The sequence below is a fragment of the Tsukamurella pseudospumae genome, assembly GCF_001575195.1.
GTDB lineage: Bacteria > Actinomycetota > Actinomycetes > Mycobacteriales > Mycobacteriaceae > Tsukamurella > Tsukamurella pseudospumae.
Map to the genome: position 1 here is coordinate 370,216 of NZ_LSRF01000056.1, position 18,806 is coordinate 389,021.

Sequence of the window (18,806 nt, forward strand, 5' to 3'; positions counted from 1 at the left end):
TCAGACGCTGACGCCGCCGCCCGTCCCGCAGCTCGCGGGGCGGGCGGCGGCGTTTCTAGCTGCAGGTGATCTCGACGCGGAACTTCTTGGTGCTCAGGTTCGCCGCGCGGGCCTCACCCGTGATGGTGTACCGGTTGCCGGCCTTCGACGCCTTCGCCGAACCGACCTGCCCCACGGGCGTGTTCAGCACCGTCATCACGTTGCCGCCGGTGGCGATGAACAGGCTCGACACGGTGGGCGGGTTGCCCTCGGTGAGCATGGCGCCGATGCCCCGCGCCGTCTGCACGCTGCCGGATCCGATGGTGATCGAATCGCCGGTGCGGGTGCAGCCCGCATTGACGAATTCGGCTGCGCTCTCGGCCTTGCCGTCGATCTCGACCACGGTGCTGGAGTCGGTGTTGGGGGAGGTGCAGGCCGCGAGGGCGACCAGGACGCCGCCCGCGAGGACGACTGGCGCGATTTTCATAGACACACCGTACCGGCCGGATCGCGGCAGGCCGTGGGATACTCGACGGCATGACGAACGGCAAGGTGGTCCACTTCGACACGCAGCGCGGCTTCGGCTTCCTCGCGCCCGATGCGGGCGGCGAGGACGTCTTCCTCCACGTGAACGACATCGACTTCGACGAGTCGGCCCTGCGGCCCGGCACGGCGGTGACCTTCGACGTCGAGAAGGGCGACAAGGGACTCAAGGCCGTGAACGTGGCGGTCGTGGGCGGCGCGCCTGCGGCATCGTCGGCGCCCCGGCGCGACAACCGCGACCAGCGCGACAACCGGGGCGATCGGCGTGAGCACGCGCCCCGTCGGGACTCCGCGCCGCGCGCGGCCGCCGTCGCCGGCGCGCTCGACATGCAGTCCTTCGTCGACGAGCTGACCGAGCTGCTGCTCGACTCCTCGGACGATCTCACCGCCGGTCAGATCATCGAGATCCGCCAGCGCATCGCGGACTTCGCCTTCGCGCGCGGTTGGGTCACCGAGTAGGTGCCGCTGCTGCCCGGGCCGGCGGCCTACCAGCCGGCCGATGTCGAGAGGCTCGTCGCCGAGCGACCCAAAACGGCGGGCCTCGAGGCGGATTCCGAACCGACGCTGTTCTCGGGGCCGCAGTGGGAGGCGCTGCGCTGGGAGGGGCACAGCTCTGCCTTCGCCCGCGACCGCGCGCGTGTGCTGCACAGCGCCGCCCTGCGCCGCCTCGCGGATAAGACGCAGGTCGTGGGCCCGCGCGAGGGTGATACGCCGCGCACCCGGCTGACCCACTCGCTCGAGGTGAGCCAGATCGGCCGAGGCATCGCGCTGGGCATCGGCTGCGATCCGGACCTCGTCGACCTCGCCGGGCTCGCGCACGACATCGGCCACCCGCCCTACGGCCACAACGGCGAGCGTGCGCTCGACGAGGTGGCCCGGCACATCGGCGGCTTCGAGGGCAACGCGCAGAACCTGCGCATCCTCACCCGGCTCGAACCCAAGGTGCTCGACGACCAGGGACGTTCCGTGGGCCTCAACCTCACGCGCGCCGCCCTCGATGCGGCGACGAAGTACCCGTGGTTGCGCCGCGAGCCCGGCGGCAAGTTCGGGGTGTACGACGACGACGCGCACGTCCTCGACTGGATGCGCGGCGGCGAGAACGGGCCGCACGGGACCCGTCAGAGCCTGGAGTCGCAGGTCATGGACTGGTCCGACGACGTCGCGTACTCCGTGCACGACGTGGAGGACGGCGTCCTGTCGGGCCGGCTGGACCTGCGCGCGCTCTCCTCGCGGGAGGAGGTGCGCAGCCTGTCCGGCTTCGGCGCCGACAGCTTCCGCGGCGCGGAGGCCGCCGAGCTCGAGGAGGCCGGCGCCCGCCTCGCCTCCTTCGAGGTCGTCGCCGCTGCTGCGCAGTACGACGGTGGCCTCGCCTCGTCCGTCGCCCTCAAGCGGATGACGAGTGAGCTGGTGGGCCGGTTCGCGTCCGCCGCGATCGACGCGACCCGCGCCGCCACGGGCAACGAGCCGGTGTGCCGGTACGAGGCCGATGTCGCGGTGCCGCCGTCGGTGCGCGCCGAAGTGATCCTGCTGAAAACCATGGCGCTGCAGTACATCTACTCGAATCAGCTGCACCTGGCCGTCCAGCAGGGGCAACGGGACCGGATCCACCGGGCGGCGGACTACCTGATGGGTGGGTCGCCGTCGCACATCGACCCGCTGTATTCGCCCGCCTACCTGGCCGCCGAGACCGACGCCGTCCGGCTGCGCGTGGTGATCGATCAGATCGCGTCGATGACGGAGACCCGGCTCGAGCGGCTGGACCAGAAGGTCCTCGAGGGCTGAGCGGCAGTACACTCGAACTCGTGGTCGGCAGAATCCCGGAGCGTGACATCGCGGCGATCCGCGACCGTGCGCGCATCGAGGACGTCGTCGGCGAGTACGTGGCACTGCGGCCCGCCGGCGTGGGGTCGATGAAGGGCCTGTGCCCGTTCCACGACGAGAAGACCCCCAGCTTCCACGTGCGGCCCACGCAGGGCTTCTTCCACTGCTTCGGCTGCGGCGAGGGCGGCGACGTCATCTCCTTCCTGCAGAAGATCGAGCACGTCCCGTTCGTGGAGGCGGTCGAACAGCTGGCCGACAAGGTCGGCATCCAGATCAGCTACGAGGGCGGCGGCCCCGGCCCGAAGCAGGACCGTGGGACCCGCATGCGCCTCGTGGCCGCCAACGCGGCCGCGCAGAAGTTCTACGCGGAGCAGCTCCGCACGCCGGAGGCCGAGACCGCGCGCACGTATCTCCGGGACCGGGAGTTCACCGAGGAGGACGCGCAGTTCTACGGTTGCGGGTACGCCCCGTCGGGCTGGGACACGATGACGAAGGCGCTGCTGCGCCAGGGCTTCGACGTCAAGGAGCTCGAGGCCGCGGGACTGTCCAAGCAGGGGCAGCGCGGCCCGATCGACCGGTTCCACCGCCGGCTGCTGTGGCCGATCAAGAACCTCGGCGGCGACGTGATCGGGTTCGGCGCGCGCAAGCTGTTCGACGACGACAATCTCGGCAAGTACATGAACACGCCGGAGACCATGCTCTACAAGAAGTCCCAGGTGCTGTTCGGGCTCGACCATGCGAAGAAGCACATCGCCAAGGGGCATCAGGTGGTGGTCGTCGAGGGCTACACCGATGTCATGGCGATGCACGCCTCGGGCGTGGAGACCGCCGTCGCCTCCTGCGGTACCGCGTTCGGCGAGGACCACGTCTCGCTCGTGCGTCGACTCATGATGGACGACAGCTACTTCCGTGGCGAGGTGATCTACACCTTCGACGGTGACGCCGCCGGCCGGGCCGCCGCGATGAAAGCCTTCGACGGCGACCAGAAGATCGCCGGGCAGACCTTCGTCGCCGTCGCCCCCGACGGGATGGACCCGTGCGAGCTGCGGCAGAAGCACGGCGACGAGGCCGTCCGCGACCTCATCGCGCAGCGCGTCCCGATGTTCGAGTTCGCCGTGAAGACGCTGATCACCGAGTTCGACCTCGACACCGCCGAGGGACGCGTACACGCACTGCGTCGCTCGGTGCCCGTCGTCGCCCGGATCAAGGACATGGCGTTGCGGGACGAGTACGCCCGCCAGCTGGCCGGGTGGGTCGGCTGGGACGACGTGACGCAGGTGCTGCGTCGCGTGCGCGAGGAGTCCGCGCGGATCCGTCGCGGCGAGGGGCGTCCCGGGCCGGGGGCGCCGGCACCGTCGAACACGAGGCTGCGCGAGCCCGTGGCGCCGTTCCCGGAGACTCCCGCCCCTCGCCCGACGGGGCCGCAGCGTCCGGACCCGAGCGACCCGGTGCTGTGGGTGCAGCGCGAGGTGCTCAAGGCCGCGCTGCAGGTTCCCGCGCTGGCGGGAATGGTGTTCGACGCGCTGTCCGACGACATGTTCACCGATCCCGCGTACCGCGCGGTGCGCCTGGCGATCGAGGCCGCGGGCGGGATCGCCGCGGGTCTCGGCGGCCCGGAGTGGGTCGACACCGTGGTGCGCAGCGTCGACGGCCCGGTGTTGGAACCGCTGGTCACGGAACTGGCGGTGGAGCCCCTGCAGGTGGCCGGCGATCCGTCGCCGCGGTACGTGGAGTCCGTGATGGCGCGGCTGCAGGAGGTGTGGGTCGGTGCCCAGGTGGCCGACCTCAAGTCCAAGCTGCGGCGCATGTCGCCCGGCGCCGACGGTGACTACAACCGCCTGTTCGGCGACCTCGTGGCGCTCGAGAGCTACCGGCAGAGCCTGCTCAAGATGGCCGTGGGCGACAGCGCCTTCTAGTCCAGGTCGGTCTTGGGGGAGTAGATCACCGTCTGCGCGTCGATCTCGCGCATCGTCCGCATCTTCGGGTCCGGGTTGAGCTGCTCGGCGAGCTTGCGGCGGCCGATCTCCACGGCCTTCTTCGTGGCGGGGCTGGTGGCGATGGCCTTCGCGGTGCGATTGATCTGCTCGTAGCGGCGGCGTCCGGCCTTGGTGCCCAGCACGTACCCCGCACCTGCGGCGATAACCAGTCGGATCATGAGGCCACTGTACCGGCCGCGGGCCGGGACCATGGCGGTCCGCCCGGCCGATAGGCTCGACCCATGAGCTCGTACCCGCCCCCGCAGACCGTCGAAGAGTTCGAGACGAACATCGCGGAGGTCCTGCGCCGCATCGACGCGGCCGCGGTCCGGGCGGGGCGGTCACCGTCGGACGTGCGACTGCTGCCCGTCAGCAAGACGGTGCCCCAGGAGCGGCTGCGCCTCGCTGTCGCGGCGGGCTGCCGGGAGCTCGGCGAGAACAAGCCGCAGGAGGCCAAGCGCAAGAGCGCCGAGATGGCGGACCTCGACGTGTCGTGGTCGGTGATCGGGCACCTGCAGACGAACAAGGCGAAGGACGTCGCGGCCGTCGCCGCGGAGTTCCAGGCCCTCGACAGCCTGCGGGTGGCGGAGGCGCTCGACCGTCGGCTGCAGGCCCTGGGCCGGGGACTCGACGTGTACGTGCAGGTGAACACGTCGGCGGAGGAGCAGAAGTACGGCTTGCCGCCCGCCGAGGTGCCGGCGTTCCTCGAGGCGCTGCCCACGTTCACATCGCTGCGCGTGCGGGGGTTCATGACCCTCGCGGAGTTCTCCTCCGACGAGGCCCGGGTGCGTGAGTGCTTCCGGGTGCTGCGCGGGGTGCGCGACCGGTCGCTGGACAAGTGGCCCGAGTTCACCGAGCTCTCGATGGGCATGTCCGGCGATTACGAGCTGGCCGTCGAGGAGGGCTCGACCTGCGTGCGGGTGGGCCAGGCGATCTTCGGCTCGCGCGCGCTGCCCGACAGCCACTACTGGCCCGCCGAGCGCTAACGCACCGAGAGCACCTGAACTCTGGCGCCGGCCGCGGGAACCATGGTGACATTGCGGTGCCGTGCGGGCTCGCCTGGGCGATCGTGGGTGCGGAGCTCGGTTCGGCGCAGAATCTCTCGCACGAGATAGGTGATCTCGGCGTTCGCGAGCGGGGCGCCGAGGCATCGTCGATGTCCTCCGCCGAACGGGAGCAAGGTGAACGGGGCTGGTCGAGCGTCGTGAAATCGCTCCGGGGTGAAGGCGAACGGCCTGGGGTAGAGGTCATCTCGGTGATGGAGCAGCAGCACGCTGATCTCGGCGACCGTGCCCGCCGGCACGATGTGGTCACCGAATCGCCACGGCACCATGAGTTCCCGCGTGATATAGGGGACAACCGGCCGGCTCCGGAGCGACTCGAGGACGGCGGATTGCACGACATCGTCCTCGCCGGCCAATGCGGCGTCGCGTACGGCGTGATATGCCCGGCGGTGTCGCGTCAGCCGCTCGAATGTCCAGGCCACCGCGTTGCCAGTGGTCTCGTGTCCGCCCAGGAGCAGCGTGAGCAATTCGTCGGAGATCTCGGCGTCGGTCAGGGCGGAACCGTCAGGGGCGTGCGCCCGCAAGAGGAGTCCGAGGACGTCGTCGCCTGGGTCCGGCGAGCGGCGGCGTTCGGAGATCACGTGTCGAAGGTTGCGGTGCCAGAGCCACATCGGTGGCCGGTTGAGTAGCTGGGCGTCGCGCCACGGAGAGTTGACCATCTGGGCGACCCTGGCGATGTGGCGGCCGGATGCCCACAGGAGGAACTCGGAGACACCGCGCAGGTGGGTCTCGGCGTCGGTCAGCTGCTCCCTGGGCCCCAGCAGCGACGTCAGGATCACGTCGAGGGCGACCGACTCGGCGATCCGTGCCAATCGGGCGGTGCCGATCGGAAGTGTGGACAGGGCTCTGTCGGTTGCGGTCTCCAGCGCCGCGCGATGTCCCGCGAGGGAGACGCCGTGGAAACGTGGTAGCAGCAGGTCGCGCTGGTGCGCATGCCACGGCCCGACCGAGGTGAGGACGGAGCTGCGACCCACCACGGGCCGAATCGGATACAACCGCGCCGCAGTGTCGGCGAACCTGGGGTTCGCAGTCAGGAGGGCCCGCACGTGCGCTGGATTGCTGATCACGACCGTCTGGCCCGGGTTTGCGGGGTAGCGGTACCGAACCACCTCGCCGAGCCGGGCGGCATCGTCGAACATGGCGTCCGCGTGGTGCCAGGTATGCCGGAAGAGTGTGCCGACGGTGCGGGGCGTGACCCGCCCGCCGGTCCCGACCGGGGCCGGGTCGCGGTCGGTGCCGTGTGACGCGGTGGGCTCGTTCAGCGGCTCCGCGGCGTCGGCGTCCGCGCCGAGACTACGGAGTCCGCTGGCCGCGCTCGCGGCCCTGCGGTGCCACCCGCCCATCGAGGTACCTCCATCGAACGGTTCGACGGTACGCCCGGGTGGCGCCCGGCGCCGCGGTTCCGGACGGTCAGTAGATCGTTTCGCGGCTGTGCGGCGCGGCGTTGGTGCAGTCCACGCCGATGATGTAGTGCTTGCCCGTCGGCCGCGCTCCGTACACGTAGACGTCGTACCGGCCGGCCGAGGGCAGACGGAACCCGATCCGCACGTCGTCGAAACTCGCCCCCTTGGGGCGGGAGTGGTACGTGCACCAGCCGGCGTCGCCGTAGCCCCAGTTGCGGACGAAGATCTTCGCGCCGACGGGGGTGGCGACGGGCTCGTCGAATCCGACGTTCGCCGGTTCGGCGGAACTGGCGCCGCTGCCGAGGAAGGTCAGCGGAATCGCGCCGAGAATGCCGAGTAGTGCGGCCGTGACCTTGTGATTGAGCGTCATGAGGGCTCCTTCAGTGGATGAGGGATTGTGCGCTTTGAACAATGGCGCGATAGTCCGTGGAGCACACGAGTGGTCCGCTACTCGAAAACGGTGGTGCGAGCGCTCGGAACCGGGGATTCGTACGAAGTACGGATATAGAATTCTGCCGTGGATGCGGGGGAGTCGGCGATCGTCGGGCGGGGTGTGGAAACGTCCGAGGCAATGCTCGCGGTATCCGGGGCCAACGGCGGCGCGCTGATCGTGGGCGAGCCGGGGACGGGCAAGACGGTGCTCGCGCGCACCGTCGCCCGGAGATTCGCGCCCTCGGTCGATGCACGATGGGTGGCCGGCACGGAGTCGACGCGAGCCATTCCGCTGGGCGCATTGGGGCACCTCGTCGCTGTTCGCGCGGAGATGGATCCCATCGGGCTGCTCGCCGCGGCTCACCGGTCGCTCGCCGACGAGGCGCACCGATTGCTCGTGGTCGACGATGCGCACCTGCTGGACGCGCTCACCGCTATCGTCGTCCAGCAGTACGTCCTCGCCCGTCGAGGGCCGGTCATCGTCACCGCCAGGGCGGGTGAACAGCTTCCCGACCCGATCGCGCGGCTGTGGAAGGACGGGCATCTCCGGCGGATCACGCTGCAGCGCTTCGATCGCGATCAGAGTGAGGAGCTCGTGTGCGCTCTCCTGGGCGGCCGTGTCGAGCCTGAAGCCGTCGAGGCACTGCACCGCTACGCGCAGGGCGTTCCCCTCATCGTGAGCAACCTGGTCCGGGTCTGCATGGATACGGGAGCGGTGGTGGCACACCACGGGACATGGCGTTTGGATGGCGCGCTCGAAATGGGATCCGATCTCGCGGAACTGTTCGCTCAGCGGCTGACGGGGCTGTCCGCCGAAGCGTCCGATACGCTCGCCATGATCGCGCTCGCAGAGGAACTGGCCCTCGATGCGGTCGTCGCCGCGGGAGGCACCGCCGCCATGGCGGAACTGGAATCCCGCAGGCTGGTGATCATCGATTCAGCGGGCTCCGGACACGTCGTTCGGGTCGAACATCCGCTCCTCGGCGACGTCGTCCGGGCACGGACCGGCGTGACTCGCGCGCGATCGTTGCGGGGCCGGCTCGCCGAGCAATTGGGACGACGAGGCCCCGGCGGTGCCGCGCCCGACGCCCGGACGCTCGTGCGCGCCGCGCGGCTGCGGATCCAGTCCGACCTTCCCGTCGACCTCGAACAGGTCTGCACCGCCGCCGGTCGGGCGACGGCGATGGCGGCACTCGAGGTTGGCGAGGAACTCGCGAGGTGGGCTGTGGCGAACGGAGGCGGTGTGTCCGCAGCGCTGGTCCTGGGTGATGCGCTGACCTGGCAGGGGCGCGGCGGCGACGTCGAGGCCCTGATGGCACCGTACGTCGAGCAGGACCTCGGGGAGTTGCTCGCGATCCGGGTCGCAGTCCTGCGGGTGGTGAGTCTGTACTGGAACGAGGCCCGCCCCGACTCGGCGCTCAAGGTGCTCGACGGCGCCCGGTCGATCGCCACCCTGCCGCCCGTTCTGGACGTGATCGAGGGGATCGAGGCGCAGATGCGTTTCTTCCTCGGCGACGGATCGTCGCTCGCCGAGGCCGCCCCCAGGCTGCTAGCGGCCCCGAACGGCCTCCCTGAGGCGGCCGTGAGCCTGGCGGGAACAGCGGCGATCTACTTCGGCCTGGCGGGGGAATCGGCGTCGCTCCGAGCAGTGGTCAAGCGCGGGGAGGGCTTCGCCGCGCAGTCGGCGACGGGTCTGGTGCAGTTCAACATCGCCGTGGGGCAGGTTTTCGGGGACGTGCTCGAGGGCTCCCTGGACGAGGCCGACACGGTCATCGCGAGGTGGCGGATCCGTGCGGGCGGCGAGCCGTCGGCCGAAGCCATCGTCGACATGCTGGAAGGACGAGTGTCATTGGCGCGCGGCGAGCTCGACGATGCGGTGCGGCTGCTGCGCATGTCGCTGGCGCAGCCCGTCCATTCGGGGTGGCACCTGCTCGCGGCTCACATCCTGGCGTCCGCCGAATTCGAGCGCGGAGACGCCGAGGCGGCGGGTGCCGCGTGCGAACTCGTCGAAGCAGCGGTACTGCCCAACCTTGTCTGTTATCAGCCCTCGCTCGAGCTCACCCGCGCGTTCGTCGCGGCGGCGCGCGGCAACATCACGGGAGCGCGCGATGTGGCGATGCGCGCCGCTGCCGTCTACCGGTCCCAGCAGTCGTACGCAGGTGAGGTGCTGGCGCTGCACCTCGCCGTGCGGTTGGGGGATCGAAATCTCGCGGACCGACTTGCGGCATTGGACCGGCGACTGCGCAGTCGCTACAGCGGGGCCGTCCTCCTGCACGCGCGCGGTCTGGCGGGACACGCATCGAGTCGGCTCCGGGATGCGGCGGACGCGTTCGAGACCTTGGGACTGCTCTGCGCGGCAGCGGACGCTGCGGCGCACGCCGTCATGGAGTCGGACGCGCCCGAGGCCGATTCGCATCGCGCTCGGCTCAACCGCCTCGTAGCCGCAACCGGGCAGAGTACGCCGGCGGTGCGCGCGGCCAGGCGCACCCTCACGCTCACAACGCGGGAGGAAGACGTGACCGCGCTGGTCGTGGCGGGCCTGAGCAACAAGGACATCGCGCGTGAGTTGGGCGTGTCCGTGCGCACCGTCGAGGGACATCTGTACCGGATCTTCGCGAAGGCCGGAGTCTCCGATCGATCCGCCTTGCGTACATTTCTGTGATGGATCGCGTCGCGTCGTCGAGTCGGTAGGCGCGCCGACGACGACCGGTGCCCCGACGCGGGGTGCCGGCCGGCGACGGGGAGGTCAGCCGCAGGTCTTCGCGACGGCCTGGGAGAAGCCGCCGGCGAACTCGATCGTTCCCGACCTCACGATCGGCTTAGGGGTGTTGGCCAGATTCAGGATCGGCGTGCTGGTCGCCGTGCACGAGAGTGCGATTCCTGCGAGGCCGGCACTCTCGACGGACACCTTCAGTGTGGGGTAGGTGCCGATCGGCGCCCGTGCCGTACGCGTCCAGCTGTACCCCGCGCCGACGAAGACCTTGTTCTCGTCGACGACTCGGCCGTCGTCGCCGATGTAGCTGATATTGATGATCGACGCGGGGAATCCCTTGGCGGTCAGCGTGTAGCGAAGGGTGCTCTTGAGTTCGGTCGTGATCGGACCGGGGAGAGCGGAGCTGACGCCCGATCCGGCCAGCAGTATCGCGGGGGTCAGGCATGCTGCCGCAATCGCGGAACGAGTCTGGTTGGTGGTCATGGTGACTCCTGTCGCGTGTTGTTCGGTGGTGATCCCACGATGACCCGTGAACGGTGAGAACTCGCGAGTACCGGGCTACTCGATTTCCGTCGGCTGTGTGCTCGCGGAGGTCAGGTACGGCACACGCGCCGACGGTATGGCCGCCGGGCGTCCGAGCGCAGCGGCTCGGTAGTGTTCGGGACGTGCTGACCGACGACGAGGATCGCCAGTTCACCCCCTGGGACATCGTGGAGTTCGTCGCCGTGATCGTGGCCCTCGGCGTGCTGTTCTGGCTGCTGGAGCCGCTGAACCCGTGGCTGCGCTATCCGGCGACCCTGGTCGGGGCCTTCGCCGTGCTGATGGCGTGGCGCGGCGTGCGCAAGCTCCTCGAGCTGCGCTCGGGCGGCGACGCCACCCGGATCGCTCCGCTCACGTTGGTCGAGACGCCGTCCGGCGCGCACTCGCTCCTGCTCGTTGTCGGCGGCACCCCGTCCGACGGTGCCGTGGTCGAGTCGGGGCACAAGCCGAATGGCTACTTCTGGCAGGGCGTCGCCGAGCGGGTGGCACCGCAACTCGTGGAGCGGGTGAGCCTGCACAGTGAGTCCGGCATGTTCTGCGCCCGGGCGGACGACCGCGATGTGCTCGTGCTGCTCGGGGCGAAGCTGGCCCCGGTGGTCAACAATCCCGCGCGGCTCCGAGAGGTGGTCGCCGCCGCCGAGGCCGACGGATTCGAGTTCGACGACTGACCATTGCAGCACAATGGGTGGTACTGACCCGGTTGTAGCCACTGATCGGAGACCGCCCGTGCTCGGACTCGTACGCCCGTGTGTCGCCCACCTCGAGCCGGAGCTGCGCGCCCGCTGGCGCGCTCACCTGTGCGGGCTGTGCCTGAAGCTGAGGGAAACCGGCGGGCAGCCCGCCCGCGTGGCGACCAATACGGATGCGGCGATGCTGTCCGCGCTGGTCGAGGCGCAGCAGGGCGTTCCCGCGTCCACCCGGTCGGCCGGACCGTGCGTACTGCGGGGCATGCGGGGCGCCGAGGTGATCGCGCCGTCGGAACTCGGTGTGCGGCTGGCGAGTACGGCCTCGTTGACGTTGGCCGCCGCCAAGCTGGGTGACCGGGTCGCGGAGCAGGAGTTCGGCCTCGCGGGGAGGACGTCGGTGGTGGGGCGGCGTACCGTCGAGCTCGTTCGGAGAGCCGAGCGGCGGCTGGCCGGAGGCGCGGTGGCGGACGCTGCGGTCGCAGAGGCCGCGCGTGTGTCGGATTCGCTGCGCGGCCTGGCGGACCAGGCGCGGATCGAGGCCCGGGCGACCTCCCTGGCCGACGTGACGGCGCCGACCGCGCAGGCCGTGGGGGAGATGTTCGCCGCGTCGGCGACGCTGGCCGGACGCCCGGAGAACGTCGTTCCCCTGTCCGAACTGGGACGCGCCTACGGGGAGTTCGCGCACCTCGCCGATGCCGTGGAGGACCTTCCAGGGGATCGAGCCCGGGGCGACTACAACCCGCTCGATGCGACGGGCACGACCGTCGAGCAGGCGGTCGATCGCCTGAAGGTGTTGCAGGGCATCGTGATCGACCGGTTGGGTCGGGTACGGATGCGCGACGATCGGCTGGTCCGGCCGCTGCTGCTGACCGCGATGGCGACAGTGCTCGCGGCCAACGGCGTGTCGCTGGACAAGAAGGCGAAGAAGAAGGAGGGCCGGCGGTCGGCGGGCGCGGGCGAGAACGCGGGGGACTGCTGCTGCGATGGCGACTGCTGCTGCGGCGACGGGTGCTGCTGCGACTGCTCCTGAGACGACTCCGCCCCGGTGGAAGCGGGAGCTTCCACCGGGGCGGTGACGGGTTCTACTGGGGGCCTTGGCCTATCGGGCCCGGTTGTCAGGCCTCGACGCGGACGTCGGCGCGGGCCGGGATGACCACCGGGTGCACGCCGGACATGCGCTCGAGCACGCGGACCACCTGGCAGGAGTAGCCGTACTCGTTGTCGTACCAGACGTAGAGCACGAGGTCCTTGCCGTCGGCGATGGTCGCGAGACCGTCGACGATGCCGGCGCGGTGCGAGCCGACGAAGTCGCTGGAGACGACCTCGGGCGACTCGATGTAGTCGATCTGCTGGCGCACCTTCGAGTGCAGCGACACCCGGCGGAGGTAGTCGTTGACCTCGTCCTTGGTGGTGGGCTTCTCGAGGGTGATGTTGAGGATCGCCAGCGAGACGTCGGGGGTGGGGACGCGGATGCTCGACCCCGTGAGCTTGCCTTCGAGCTGCGGCAGCGCCTTCGAGACGGCCTTGGCCGCACCGGTCTCGGTGATCACCATGTTCAGCACCGCCGAGCGGCCGCGGCGGTCGCCCTTGTGGAGGTTGTCGATCAGGTTCTGATCGTTGGTGAACGAGTGCACGGTCTCGACGTGGCCGCGCTGGATGCCGTACGCCTCGTCGAGGGCCGCGAGCACGGGGGTGATCGCGTTCGTGGTGCAGGAGGCGGCCGAGAGGATCGTGTCGGTGTCCTCGATCGTGCTGTCGTTGATGCCGTGCACGATGTTCTTCAGCGGCGCCTTGCCGGGCGCGGTGAGCAGCACGCGGGCGGCGCCGGTGCTCTTGAGGTGCTGGCCGAGGCCCTCCTCGTCGCGCCAGCGGCCGGTGTTGTCGACGATCAGCGCGTCCTTGATGCCGTACGCGGTGTAGTCGATGGTCGCCGGATCGTCCGAGTAGATGACCTGGATCCGGGTGCCGTTGGCGATGATCACGTCGTTCTCGGCGTCGATCGAGACCGAGCCGGCGAACGGGCCGTGCACCGAGTCGCGGGCCAGCAGGCTGGCGCGCTTCTCGAGGTCGTTCTTGACGCTGCGGCGCACGACGATGGCGCGCAGGCGCAGGCCGTGGCCGTTGCCGGCGTGGCTGATCAGGATGCGGGCCAGCAGGCGGCCGATGCGGCCGAAGCCGTACAGCACCACGTCGGCGCCGCCGTCCTCGCCGTGCACGGGGACGTTGCGCTTGGCGATCTCGGCGCGGAGCAGCTCCTGGATCGCCTCGTCGGTGTCGAGGTCGCCCGCCAGCTTCGCCAGCCGCGCGATGTCGATGGACGCCGGTTCGGGCTCGATCGCGAGCAGGCCGCGCAGCACCTTCTCCGTCTGCTCCAGGGTGAGGGCCTGGTGGCCCAGCTCCTCGGCGCGCTCGTGCGCCGAGATCACCGCGGAGGTGGAGAGGTTGATCAGACGGTGCCCGTGGATCGACGACACCACGCCGAACTGCCGGTACAGGCGACCGATGATCGGGATCAGGCGCTCGGCCTGCTCCTCGCGCGCCACCCAGGCGTCGCGGTGGCTGTCGTACGCGCCGCGGGCGTTGGCGTCGTACGAAGGGGAATCCGAATCCAGCTGTTGCGTCACGCTCCACATTATGCAACGGTGCGCCGGAGCACGGGCGAAGTGGGCCGTTCCTGGGCGGACGATGCGGGTGAGTAGTTCGTTCGGATGATCTTCGTCGCCAACGTGCGCAGTGCAGTGCCGAAGGAGGGAAACTCCGACGATGACCGAACGGTATCCCGGCCCTTTGCCTCCCAACCAGCCCGGTCGGATTCCTCAGTACGGTGGCCCGGCCCCTCAGTACGGTGGCCCGGCCCCTCAGTACGGTGGCCCGGCCCCTCAGTACGGTGGCCCGGTCCCTCAGCACGGTGGCCCCGATCATGTGGATCGCTGGTCTGCTCCGATTGGATTGAATCCGCTCCCGCCCGGTCCTCCGCGGAATCGGAAGGCGACGTACTGGGCGCTCGGCGCGGTCGGAGTCCTCGTAGCAGCGGTGTTGGTCGTCGCAGTGGTCTGGCGACCATGGAAGGACGTGACTGCAACGGCGGCGAACGGCAGTGACACGCATGTGGTGAAAGTCCCCGGCGGACTGATCGGGTATGCGCCGAACGGCGAGTTGCTGGTCCTCGCGTCCGGCGGGGTTGAGCGTTGGAGTGCCGACGGTCGTACGCGGACACACGGTGTGGTCCGCCCCGATTTCGCCCAGGGCACGATTACTGCGGCGCTGTCGCCGGACGGACGCACGCTTGCGACGATCGGCACCGTCAGTAGCGGAAGCGAAGCATTGGTGGTCCTCGATGCGGACTCGGGGGCGCAACTGTGCCGGACGGGTGACGCCGATGGTGCCGGTACTCCGCTGATCTTCTCTCCCGACGGGGCGGAGTTGGTTACCGAGCAGATGGGGGGCTACCTGTCGGTCTGGGAGCCCCGTAGCTGCGCGCGGCAGCGGCAGCTGAAGATCAATGACACGCTCGGTCCGACATCATCGATGTGGACAGCGGCGGCCTACTCGCCGGATGGCCGGCGTCTGCTCGGCGCGGAGGGCGGTAGCCCGCTGCGTGAGTTCACTCGCCCGTTCGGTAGTTCCAGGGATGTCGTGAGCGCGGACATCGCGAATCTGTGGTTCTCGTCGACCGGCTCGGTCGCGCTCATTACGTCGTCGCGCCCAGAAGGCACGATGGTGTCGGGGCTGGACGCAAGTACGTGGGACGGCGTCAGTTGGACCAGGCTCGGGGCCCAGGTCGGCCGCGTCGAAGGAGCGGCACTCGCTCCTGACGGGCGTAGCTTCGCCGTGTCTTTGCCCGACTCGGTCGAGATCCGTGACAGTCGGTCCGGGGCAGTGACGCGAACTCTCACCGTGGGAATCTCGTCACCCGGTGTGCTGGCGTACAGCCGCGATGGCGCACGGTTGGCGGTACAGCAGGATTCGAGAGGGGGCGTGGCGTCGGTGTCGGTGGTCACCTTGGGGGACGAGTGAGCTCCTGTGACCTGTCGTGCGCGCATGCCACGAAATCCTTCGGACACGGATTGTGACCCTTCGGTAGCCGCGCGGCGGCGCCTCGTCGTTTGTCGGGTCGCATAGCGGTCGGCTCGCGTCCTCGGGGCCGACGGTGCGCTCCGGCACACCGTGTCGGTTCATGAGGTTGCCCACCCAGGTCGTCGTTGCGCCGGAACTCGATGTGCAGGTCGCTCCGTTCTCACGCGAGGATGCAGACGAGTTGTTCGAGGCGCTCGACTGGGCGCAGGTGTGGGAGCGCATCCCACGTGCGCGCCCCGCCGTACCGTACCGTCCGACCTCGCGGCGCAGTTGGAAGCCGACGTGCCCAACCGGAGAGCATTCGTCGTGAGGTCTCATCGCACGGTCGTCGGCACGTCGTCTTACTGTCTGGATCCCGCGGCCCCACAGGACATCGAGATCTCCCTGGAGCACTCTGTGGCTCGGGATGTGGGGCGAGTGGGGCTCGAACCCACGACCTACGGATTATGAGTCCGCGGCTCTAACCGACTGAGCTATCGCCCCCGACGCGCGGGCGGGGCCCGCAGCGGCTCGATAGTACCCGCGCACCGTCGAACCCGATCCCGGCGGACGGGTGCCGGGGCGGGCAACGGCGCACCGTCGGGCTACGGCCCGGCGCGTCGTGGGCCGTTTCGATCCAGAACGGGGGAACTCGTTCTAACGTGTGATGCGGATCACCCGAAACGGACATGGGGGTACGAGTGCTCGACCACTACGACGTGCGCAGCGGTTACTTCAACCTGGGGATCCGGCCGCCGGCGGGCCGCCGGGAGAGCCTCGGGCTGTGGCGCGTGGTCAAGGCGGTGCTCAACTCGGCGGCCGAGCTCGACGTCTACGTGTGCGCGGCGCGCTACGGCGCGCGGCGTGAGGGCTGGGCATCGTCGTAGGTCGCGGACCGGACGGCTACGCTCGATCGCATGGTCGACGACGCTCTCGCGCTGCCCGACGATGCAGCCGGGCCCGAGCCCCGCAAGGGGCGGAAGATGCTGGCCAAGGGGGCAGCGGCGGCGCACGCCGCGAACCGCAGCAAGGCGATGACGGGGCTGGTCCGCGCGGCCCGGGAGAACATGCCCGGCGGCCCCAAGAAGGAACTGTTCCAGCCCGACGCGGAGTCGACGGAACGGCTGTCGAAGCTGGTGGACCGGATCGTGGGCGACGAGCCGACGGTCACCCGCGAGCTCGGCACCCTCGCGACGGCCACCTGGCAGGCGATGATCAGCCGTCGCGACCGCGACTACCTGCCGCCGAAGCCGATCACCATCCTGTTCACCGATCTGGTGGCCTTCTCGACGTGGGCGCTGGAGCGCTCTGACGACGACATCGTGCGACTGCTGCACGCGGTCAACAAGACCACCAAGGAGATCGTCGAGCGGCACGGCGGCGTCATCGTCAAGACCATGGGCGACGGTGCCCTGGCCGCCTTCGACGGCGACAGTGCGATCGAGGCCGCGTACGAGGTGATCGAGGCCGTCGGCATGATCGACCTCGCCGAGGACTACCGCCCGACATTGCGCGCGGGCCTGCACACGGGCACGCCGCGGCGGGTCAAGGGCGACCTGATCGGGGTCGACGTGAACATCGCCGCCCGGGTCGCGGAGGCAGCGAACGGGGGAGAGGTGCTCGCGTCCGAGACGGTCTTCTCCATCGCGGAAAGGGATCGCTACCAGGTGCGACCCCGCCGGTTCAAGGCCAAGGGCGCGCCGCAGAAGCTACAGGTCTTCTCTGTGCGCCCGCTGTACTGAACCTCCGGGACAACCCTGAACTTCTCGAAATACTTACCGCGGGCTGTAACGATCCGTGGCAAGGTCCGTATAGAGCGTGTGAATCGAGTCCGAGAGTCCAGCGGGGCGCGACAGCGCACCGTCGAATCACCCAAGGATGGGAACCACATGAATACGAAGAAGATCGGAGCCGCGTCGTTCGCCGTCGTGGCCGTGGCGGGCCTCCTCGCCGGGTGTGGCAAGTCGACCGGCGGAGACAGCCCCGTCGCTTTCCAGCCCGTGACCGGTGACCAGTTCACCGCGAACCCCGGCGCCTTCCAGACCGACGGTGTCGCCGTGCCGCCCAAGGGCGTCACGATGGTCGGCAACGCGGTCGCCGCGCAGGCCGTCGCGAACTCGGGTCTGCCGCAGGGCACGATCACCTCGACCAGCAACAACACCACGGTCTACTACCCGGCCGCGCCCAAGATCCCGGGCATCCGCGTCGCGCCCCAGCCCGCACCCCCGGCGCCGATGGTCCGCCCGGCGAACTACAAGCCGTGGAACTACACCCGCGACGAGATCGCGATCTACCAGCAGATCTGTGAGACCGGCTCGTGGAAGCAGACCTCCACCACTCCGGGTGGCAGCGTCAGCACCGAGGTCCAGACCCAGACCTGCTACACCCTGTACGGCCGTCAGCTCGGCGTGAAGCCGTGGCACCCGGGCCAGCCCCGTCCGTGGGAGAAGCCCAGCTACCCGAAGCCGTGGTTCGAGGCCGACTTCCACGTCGACGTGCCCGTGTTCTGGGTCTACCCCAAGAGCTGGACCCAGCCGAAGCCGCAGCCGCTGATCTCGGTGTCCATCGGCATCAACCTGGGCAACAACCCGTACCGCCACGCGAACCCGAAGTTCAACGACCCGTACTACCCCGTGTGGGCGGTCACCCCGGGTCGCGTCGTCGAGGTCCGTGACCAGGACCGGATCACCGCTCCGATCTACACCTCCACGACCACGACGTCGACCACCACGACCACCACCGTGACGGCGCCCGTCGCCCCCGGTGTCGTGCTGCAGCCGCTGCCGACCTCGGCGAAGGTGGAGCCCGTTCTCGCGCTCCCCGGCGCCAAGGTGACCGGCAACGTCAACCTCGACGCCAGCGTCGTCGCGCCGCTGCCCGTCGCCCTGCAGGGTGCGACGATCCAGGCCGGCACCACCGCGTCGCTGAACGAGGCGATCGGTACGTCGGTCCAGGCGACCGTCGCGAAGCCCAGCTCGGACAACGCCAACCGCGTCGAGGTCCAGGGCAACGCGGGTGCCACCGTCAACGGTGGCGCGGGTAACGGCACCGTCACCGGTGGTGCGGGCGCCAACGTGACCGGCGGCGCCGGTGCGGGCAACGGCACCGTCTCCGGTGGTGCGGGTGGCAACGTGACCGGCGGCGCCGGTGCGGGCAACGGCACCGTGACCGGTGGTGCGGGTGGCAGCGTGACCGGCGGTGCCGGTGCCACCACGACCACCACCAAGCCGGCGGAGCGTCCGGCTGCGCCGACGCAGGCGCAGACCACGACGCAGGCTCCGGAGACCACGGTGACGAAGCCTCAGGCGCCTGAGACCACGCAGGCTCAGGAGACCACCCAGGCTCCGGCCGCCACGACCACGACCACGGCCCCGGCCGTGACCCCGCAGGCCGCGACCCGCACGCAGGCGACCCAGAAGCCCGCTGTGAGCGCCGGTGTCACCGCTGGTGCCGACGCGACCGTGTGCACGCCGGCTCAGGTCAAGGCAGGCACCTGCTCGACCGGTTCCTAACAGTCGGATCGCATGACTCCCTCGGGGAGGCCCTCGGAGCGCCACAGGCGCCTCGGAGGCCTCCCCGAGGGCGTTCGTGTG

Annotated in this window: 17 protein-coding genes and 1 tRNA gene; 11 read left to right on the forward strand and 7 right to left on the reverse strand. The window is 69.8% G+C overall.

Features of this window, described 5'->3' with window-relative positions:
- Positions 1-55: 55 nt before the first annotated feature.
- The gene (locus AXK60_RS16190; RefSeq protein WP_068572545.1) at positions 56-466 is read right to left on the reverse strand and encodes a lipoprotein LpqH; all 411 of its coding nucleotides are present in this window, start codon (positions 464-466) and stop codon (positions 56-58) included.
- A 50-nt stretch (positions 467-516) separates the two neighbouring features.
- On the opposite strand from AXK60_RS16190, the gene AXK60_RS16195 reads away from it, so the two are divergent.
- The 3 genes from AXK60_RS16195 to dnaG are packed head-to-tail and all read left to right on the forward strand — an operon-like array spanning position 517 to position 4,259.
- Positions 517-981 carry a cold-shock protein gene (locus AXK60_RS16195; RefSeq protein ID WP_068572547.1) on the forward strand — a complete coding sequence of 155 codons (465 nt, stop codon included), beginning with the start codon at positions 517-519 and terminating at the stop codon, positions 979-981.
- The gene (locus AXK60_RS16200; protein WP_068572549.1) at positions 982-2,304 is read left to right on the forward strand and encodes a deoxyguanosinetriphosphate triphosphohydrolase; all 1,323 of its coding nucleotides are present in this window, start codon (positions 982-984) and stop codon (positions 2,302-2,304) included.
- Between the two features lie 20 nt (positions 2,305-2,324).
- A complete protein-coding gene (gene dnaG / locus AXK60_RS16205) occupies positions 2,325-4,259 on the forward strand; it encodes a DNA primase (protein WP_068572551.1) in 1,935 nt (644 codons plus the stop codon).
- Here the strand turns inward: dnaG and AXK60_RS16210 are convergent.
- Positions 4,256-4,498 carry a hypothetical protein gene (locus AXK60_RS16210; protein ID WP_068572888.1) on the reverse strand — a complete coding sequence of 81 codons (243 nt, stop codon included), beginning with the start codon at positions 4,496-4,498 and terminating at the stop codon, positions 4,256-4,258. The two genes, dnaG and AXK60_RS16210, sit on opposite strands and share 4 nt — an antisense overlap.
- 63 nt (positions 4,499-4,561) lie before the next feature.
- Here AXK60_RS16210 and AXK60_RS16215 point away from each other — a divergent pair, with 63 nt between their 5' ends.
- Positions 4,562-5,305 carry a YggS family pyridoxal phosphate-dependent enzyme gene (locus AXK60_RS16215; RefSeq protein ID WP_068572553.1) on the forward strand — a complete coding sequence of 248 codons (744 nt, stop codon included), beginning with the start codon at positions 4,562-4,564 and terminating at the stop codon, positions 5,303-5,305.
- Here AXK60_RS16215 and AXK60_RS16220 read toward each other — a convergent pair.
- Together AXK60_RS16220 and AXK60_RS16225 are read right to left on the reverse strand one after the other, a co-directional pair.
- A complete protein-coding gene (locus AXK60_RS16220) occupies positions 5,302-6,726 on the reverse strand; it encodes a cytochrome P450 (RefSeq protein WP_068572555.1) in 1,425 nt (474 codons plus the stop codon). The two genes, AXK60_RS16215 and AXK60_RS16220, sit on opposite strands and share 4 nt — an antisense overlap.
- Before the next feature lie 67 nt (positions 6,727-6,793).
- Positions 6,794-7,156 carry a hypothetical protein gene (locus tag AXK60_RS16225; RefSeq protein ID WP_068572557.1) on the reverse strand — a complete coding sequence of 121 codons (363 nt, stop codon included), beginning with the start codon at positions 7,154-7,156 and terminating at the stop codon, positions 6,794-6,796.
- A 147-nt stretch (positions 7,157-7,303) separates the two neighbouring features.
- Here AXK60_RS16225 and AXK60_RS16230 point away from each other — a divergent pair, with 147 nt between their 5' ends.
- Positions 7,304-9,880: a LuxR C-terminal-related transcriptional regulator gene (locus tag AXK60_RS16230; protein WP_139057997.1), complete on the forward strand. Its 2,577-nt coding sequence runs from the start codon at positions 7,304-7,306 to the stop codon at positions 9,878-9,880.
- A gap of 84 nt (positions 9,881-9,964) precedes the next feature.
- Here the strand turns inward: AXK60_RS16230 and AXK60_RS16235 are convergent, their stop codons facing one another.
- Positions 9,965-10,414, reverse strand: coding sequence for a hypothetical protein (locus AXK60_RS16235; protein ID WP_068572561.1), 450 nt, complete (start codon positions 10,412-10,414; stop codon positions 9,965-9,967).
- Positions 10,415-10,596: 182 nt separating this feature from the next.
- On the opposite strand from AXK60_RS16235, the gene AXK60_RS27420 reads away from it, so the two are divergent.
- Both AXK60_RS27420 and AXK60_RS16245 read left to right on the forward strand, forming a co-directional pair.
- Entirely contained in the window at positions 10,597-11,139 is a 543-nt protein-coding gene (locus AXK60_RS27420; RefSeq protein ID WP_068572563.1) for an Imm51 family immunity protein, read from the forward strand.
- Positions 11,140-11,197: 58 nt separating this feature from the next.
- On the forward strand, positions 11,198-12,187 hold the full coding sequence (locus tag AXK60_RS16245) for a DUF5685 family protein (RefSeq protein WP_068572566.1): 990 nt from the start codon (positions 11,198-11,200) through the stop codon (positions 12,185-12,187).
- A gap of 85 nt (positions 12,188-12,272) precedes the next feature.
- Here AXK60_RS16245 and AXK60_RS16250 read toward each other — a convergent pair whose 3' ends face one another.
- Positions 12,273-13,781 carry a glyceraldehyde-3-phosphate dehydrogenase gene (locus tag AXK60_RS16250; RefSeq protein ID WP_280512892.1) on the reverse strand — a complete coding sequence of 503 codons (1,509 nt, stop codon included), beginning with the start codon at positions 13,779-13,781 and terminating at the stop codon, positions 12,273-12,275.
- 448 nt (positions 13,782-14,229) lie between these two features.
- Here AXK60_RS16250 and AXK60_RS16255 point away from each other — a divergent pair, with 448 nt between their 5' ends.
- A complete protein-coding gene (locus AXK60_RS16255) occupies positions 14,230-15,174 on the forward strand; it encodes a WD40 repeat domain-containing protein (RefSeq protein WP_139057998.1) in 945 nt (314 codons plus the stop codon).
- Positions 15,175-15,643: 469 nt separating this feature from the next.
- On the opposite strand, the gene AXK60_RS16260 is transcribed toward AXK60_RS16255, so the two are convergent.
- Positions 15,644-15,717 (reverse strand) — tRNA-Ile (locus AXK60_RS16260).
- Positions 15,718-15,902: 185 nt separating this feature from the next.
- Between AXK60_RS16260 and AXK60_RS16265 the strand changes: the two genes are divergently transcribed.
- From AXK60_RS16265 to AXK60_RS16275, 3 genes are all read left to right on the forward strand, one after another.
- A complete protein-coding gene (locus AXK60_RS16265; RefSeq protein WP_139057999.1) occupies positions 15,903-16,100 on the forward strand; it encodes a hypothetical protein in 198 nt (65 codons plus the stop codon).
- Between the two features lie 30 nt (positions 16,101-16,130).
- Entirely contained in the window at positions 16,131-16,955 is an 825-nt protein-coding gene (locus AXK60_RS16270) for an adenylate/guanylate cyclase domain-containing protein (RefSeq protein WP_068572572.1), read from the forward strand.
- A gap of 147 nt (positions 16,956-17,102) precedes the next feature.
- Positions 17,103-18,725: a hypothetical protein gene (locus AXK60_RS16275; RefSeq protein ID WP_068572574.1), complete on the forward strand. Its 1,623-nt coding sequence runs from the start codon at positions 17,103-17,105 to the stop codon at positions 18,723-18,725.
- The last annotated feature ends 81 nt before the right edge of the window (positions 18,726-18,806 follow it).

Bases quoted from the DNA above. Each gene is read 5' to 3' on its own strand.
- AXK60_RS16265 (WP_139057999.1), top strand. From the start codon at position 15,903: ATGGGGGTACGAGTGCTCGACCACTACGACGTGCGCAGCGGTTACTTC.
- AXK60_RS16235 (WP_068572561.1), bottom strand. From the start codon at position 10,414: ATGACCACCAACCAGACTCGTTCCGCGATTGCGGCAGCATGCCTGACC.
- AXK60_RS16210 (WP_068572888.1), bottom strand. From the start codon at position 4,498: ATGATCCGACTGGTTATCGCCGCAGGTGCGGGGTACGTGCTGGGCACC.
- AXK60_RS16270 (WP_068572572.1), top strand. From the start codon at position 16,131: ATGGTCGACGACGCTCTCGCGCTGCCCGACGATGCAGCCGGGCCCGAG.
- AXK60_RS16275 (WP_068572574.1), top strand. From the start codon at position 17,103: ATGAATACGAAGAAGATCGGAGCCGCGTCGTTCGCCGTCGTGGCCGTG.
- AXK60_RS16215 (WP_068572553.1), top strand. From the start codon at position 4,562: ATGAGCTCGTACCCGCCCCCGCAGACCGTCGAAGAGTTCGAGACGAAC.
- AXK60_RS16220 (WP_068572555.1), bottom strand. From the start codon at position 6,726: ATGGGCGGGTGGCACCGCAGGGCCGCGAGCGCGGCCAGCGGACTCCGT.
- AXK60_RS16225 (WP_068572557.1), bottom strand. From the start codon at position 7,156: ATGACGCTCAATCACAAGGTCACGGCCGCACTACTCGGCATTCTCGGC.
- AXK60_RS16190 (WP_068572545.1), bottom strand. From the start codon at position 466: ATGAAAATCGCGCCAGTCGTCCTCGCGGGCGGCGTCCTGGTCGCCCTC.
- AXK60_RS16195 (WP_068572547.1), top strand. From the start codon at position 517: ATGACGAACGGCAAGGTGGTCCACTTCGACACGCAGCGCGGCTTCGGC.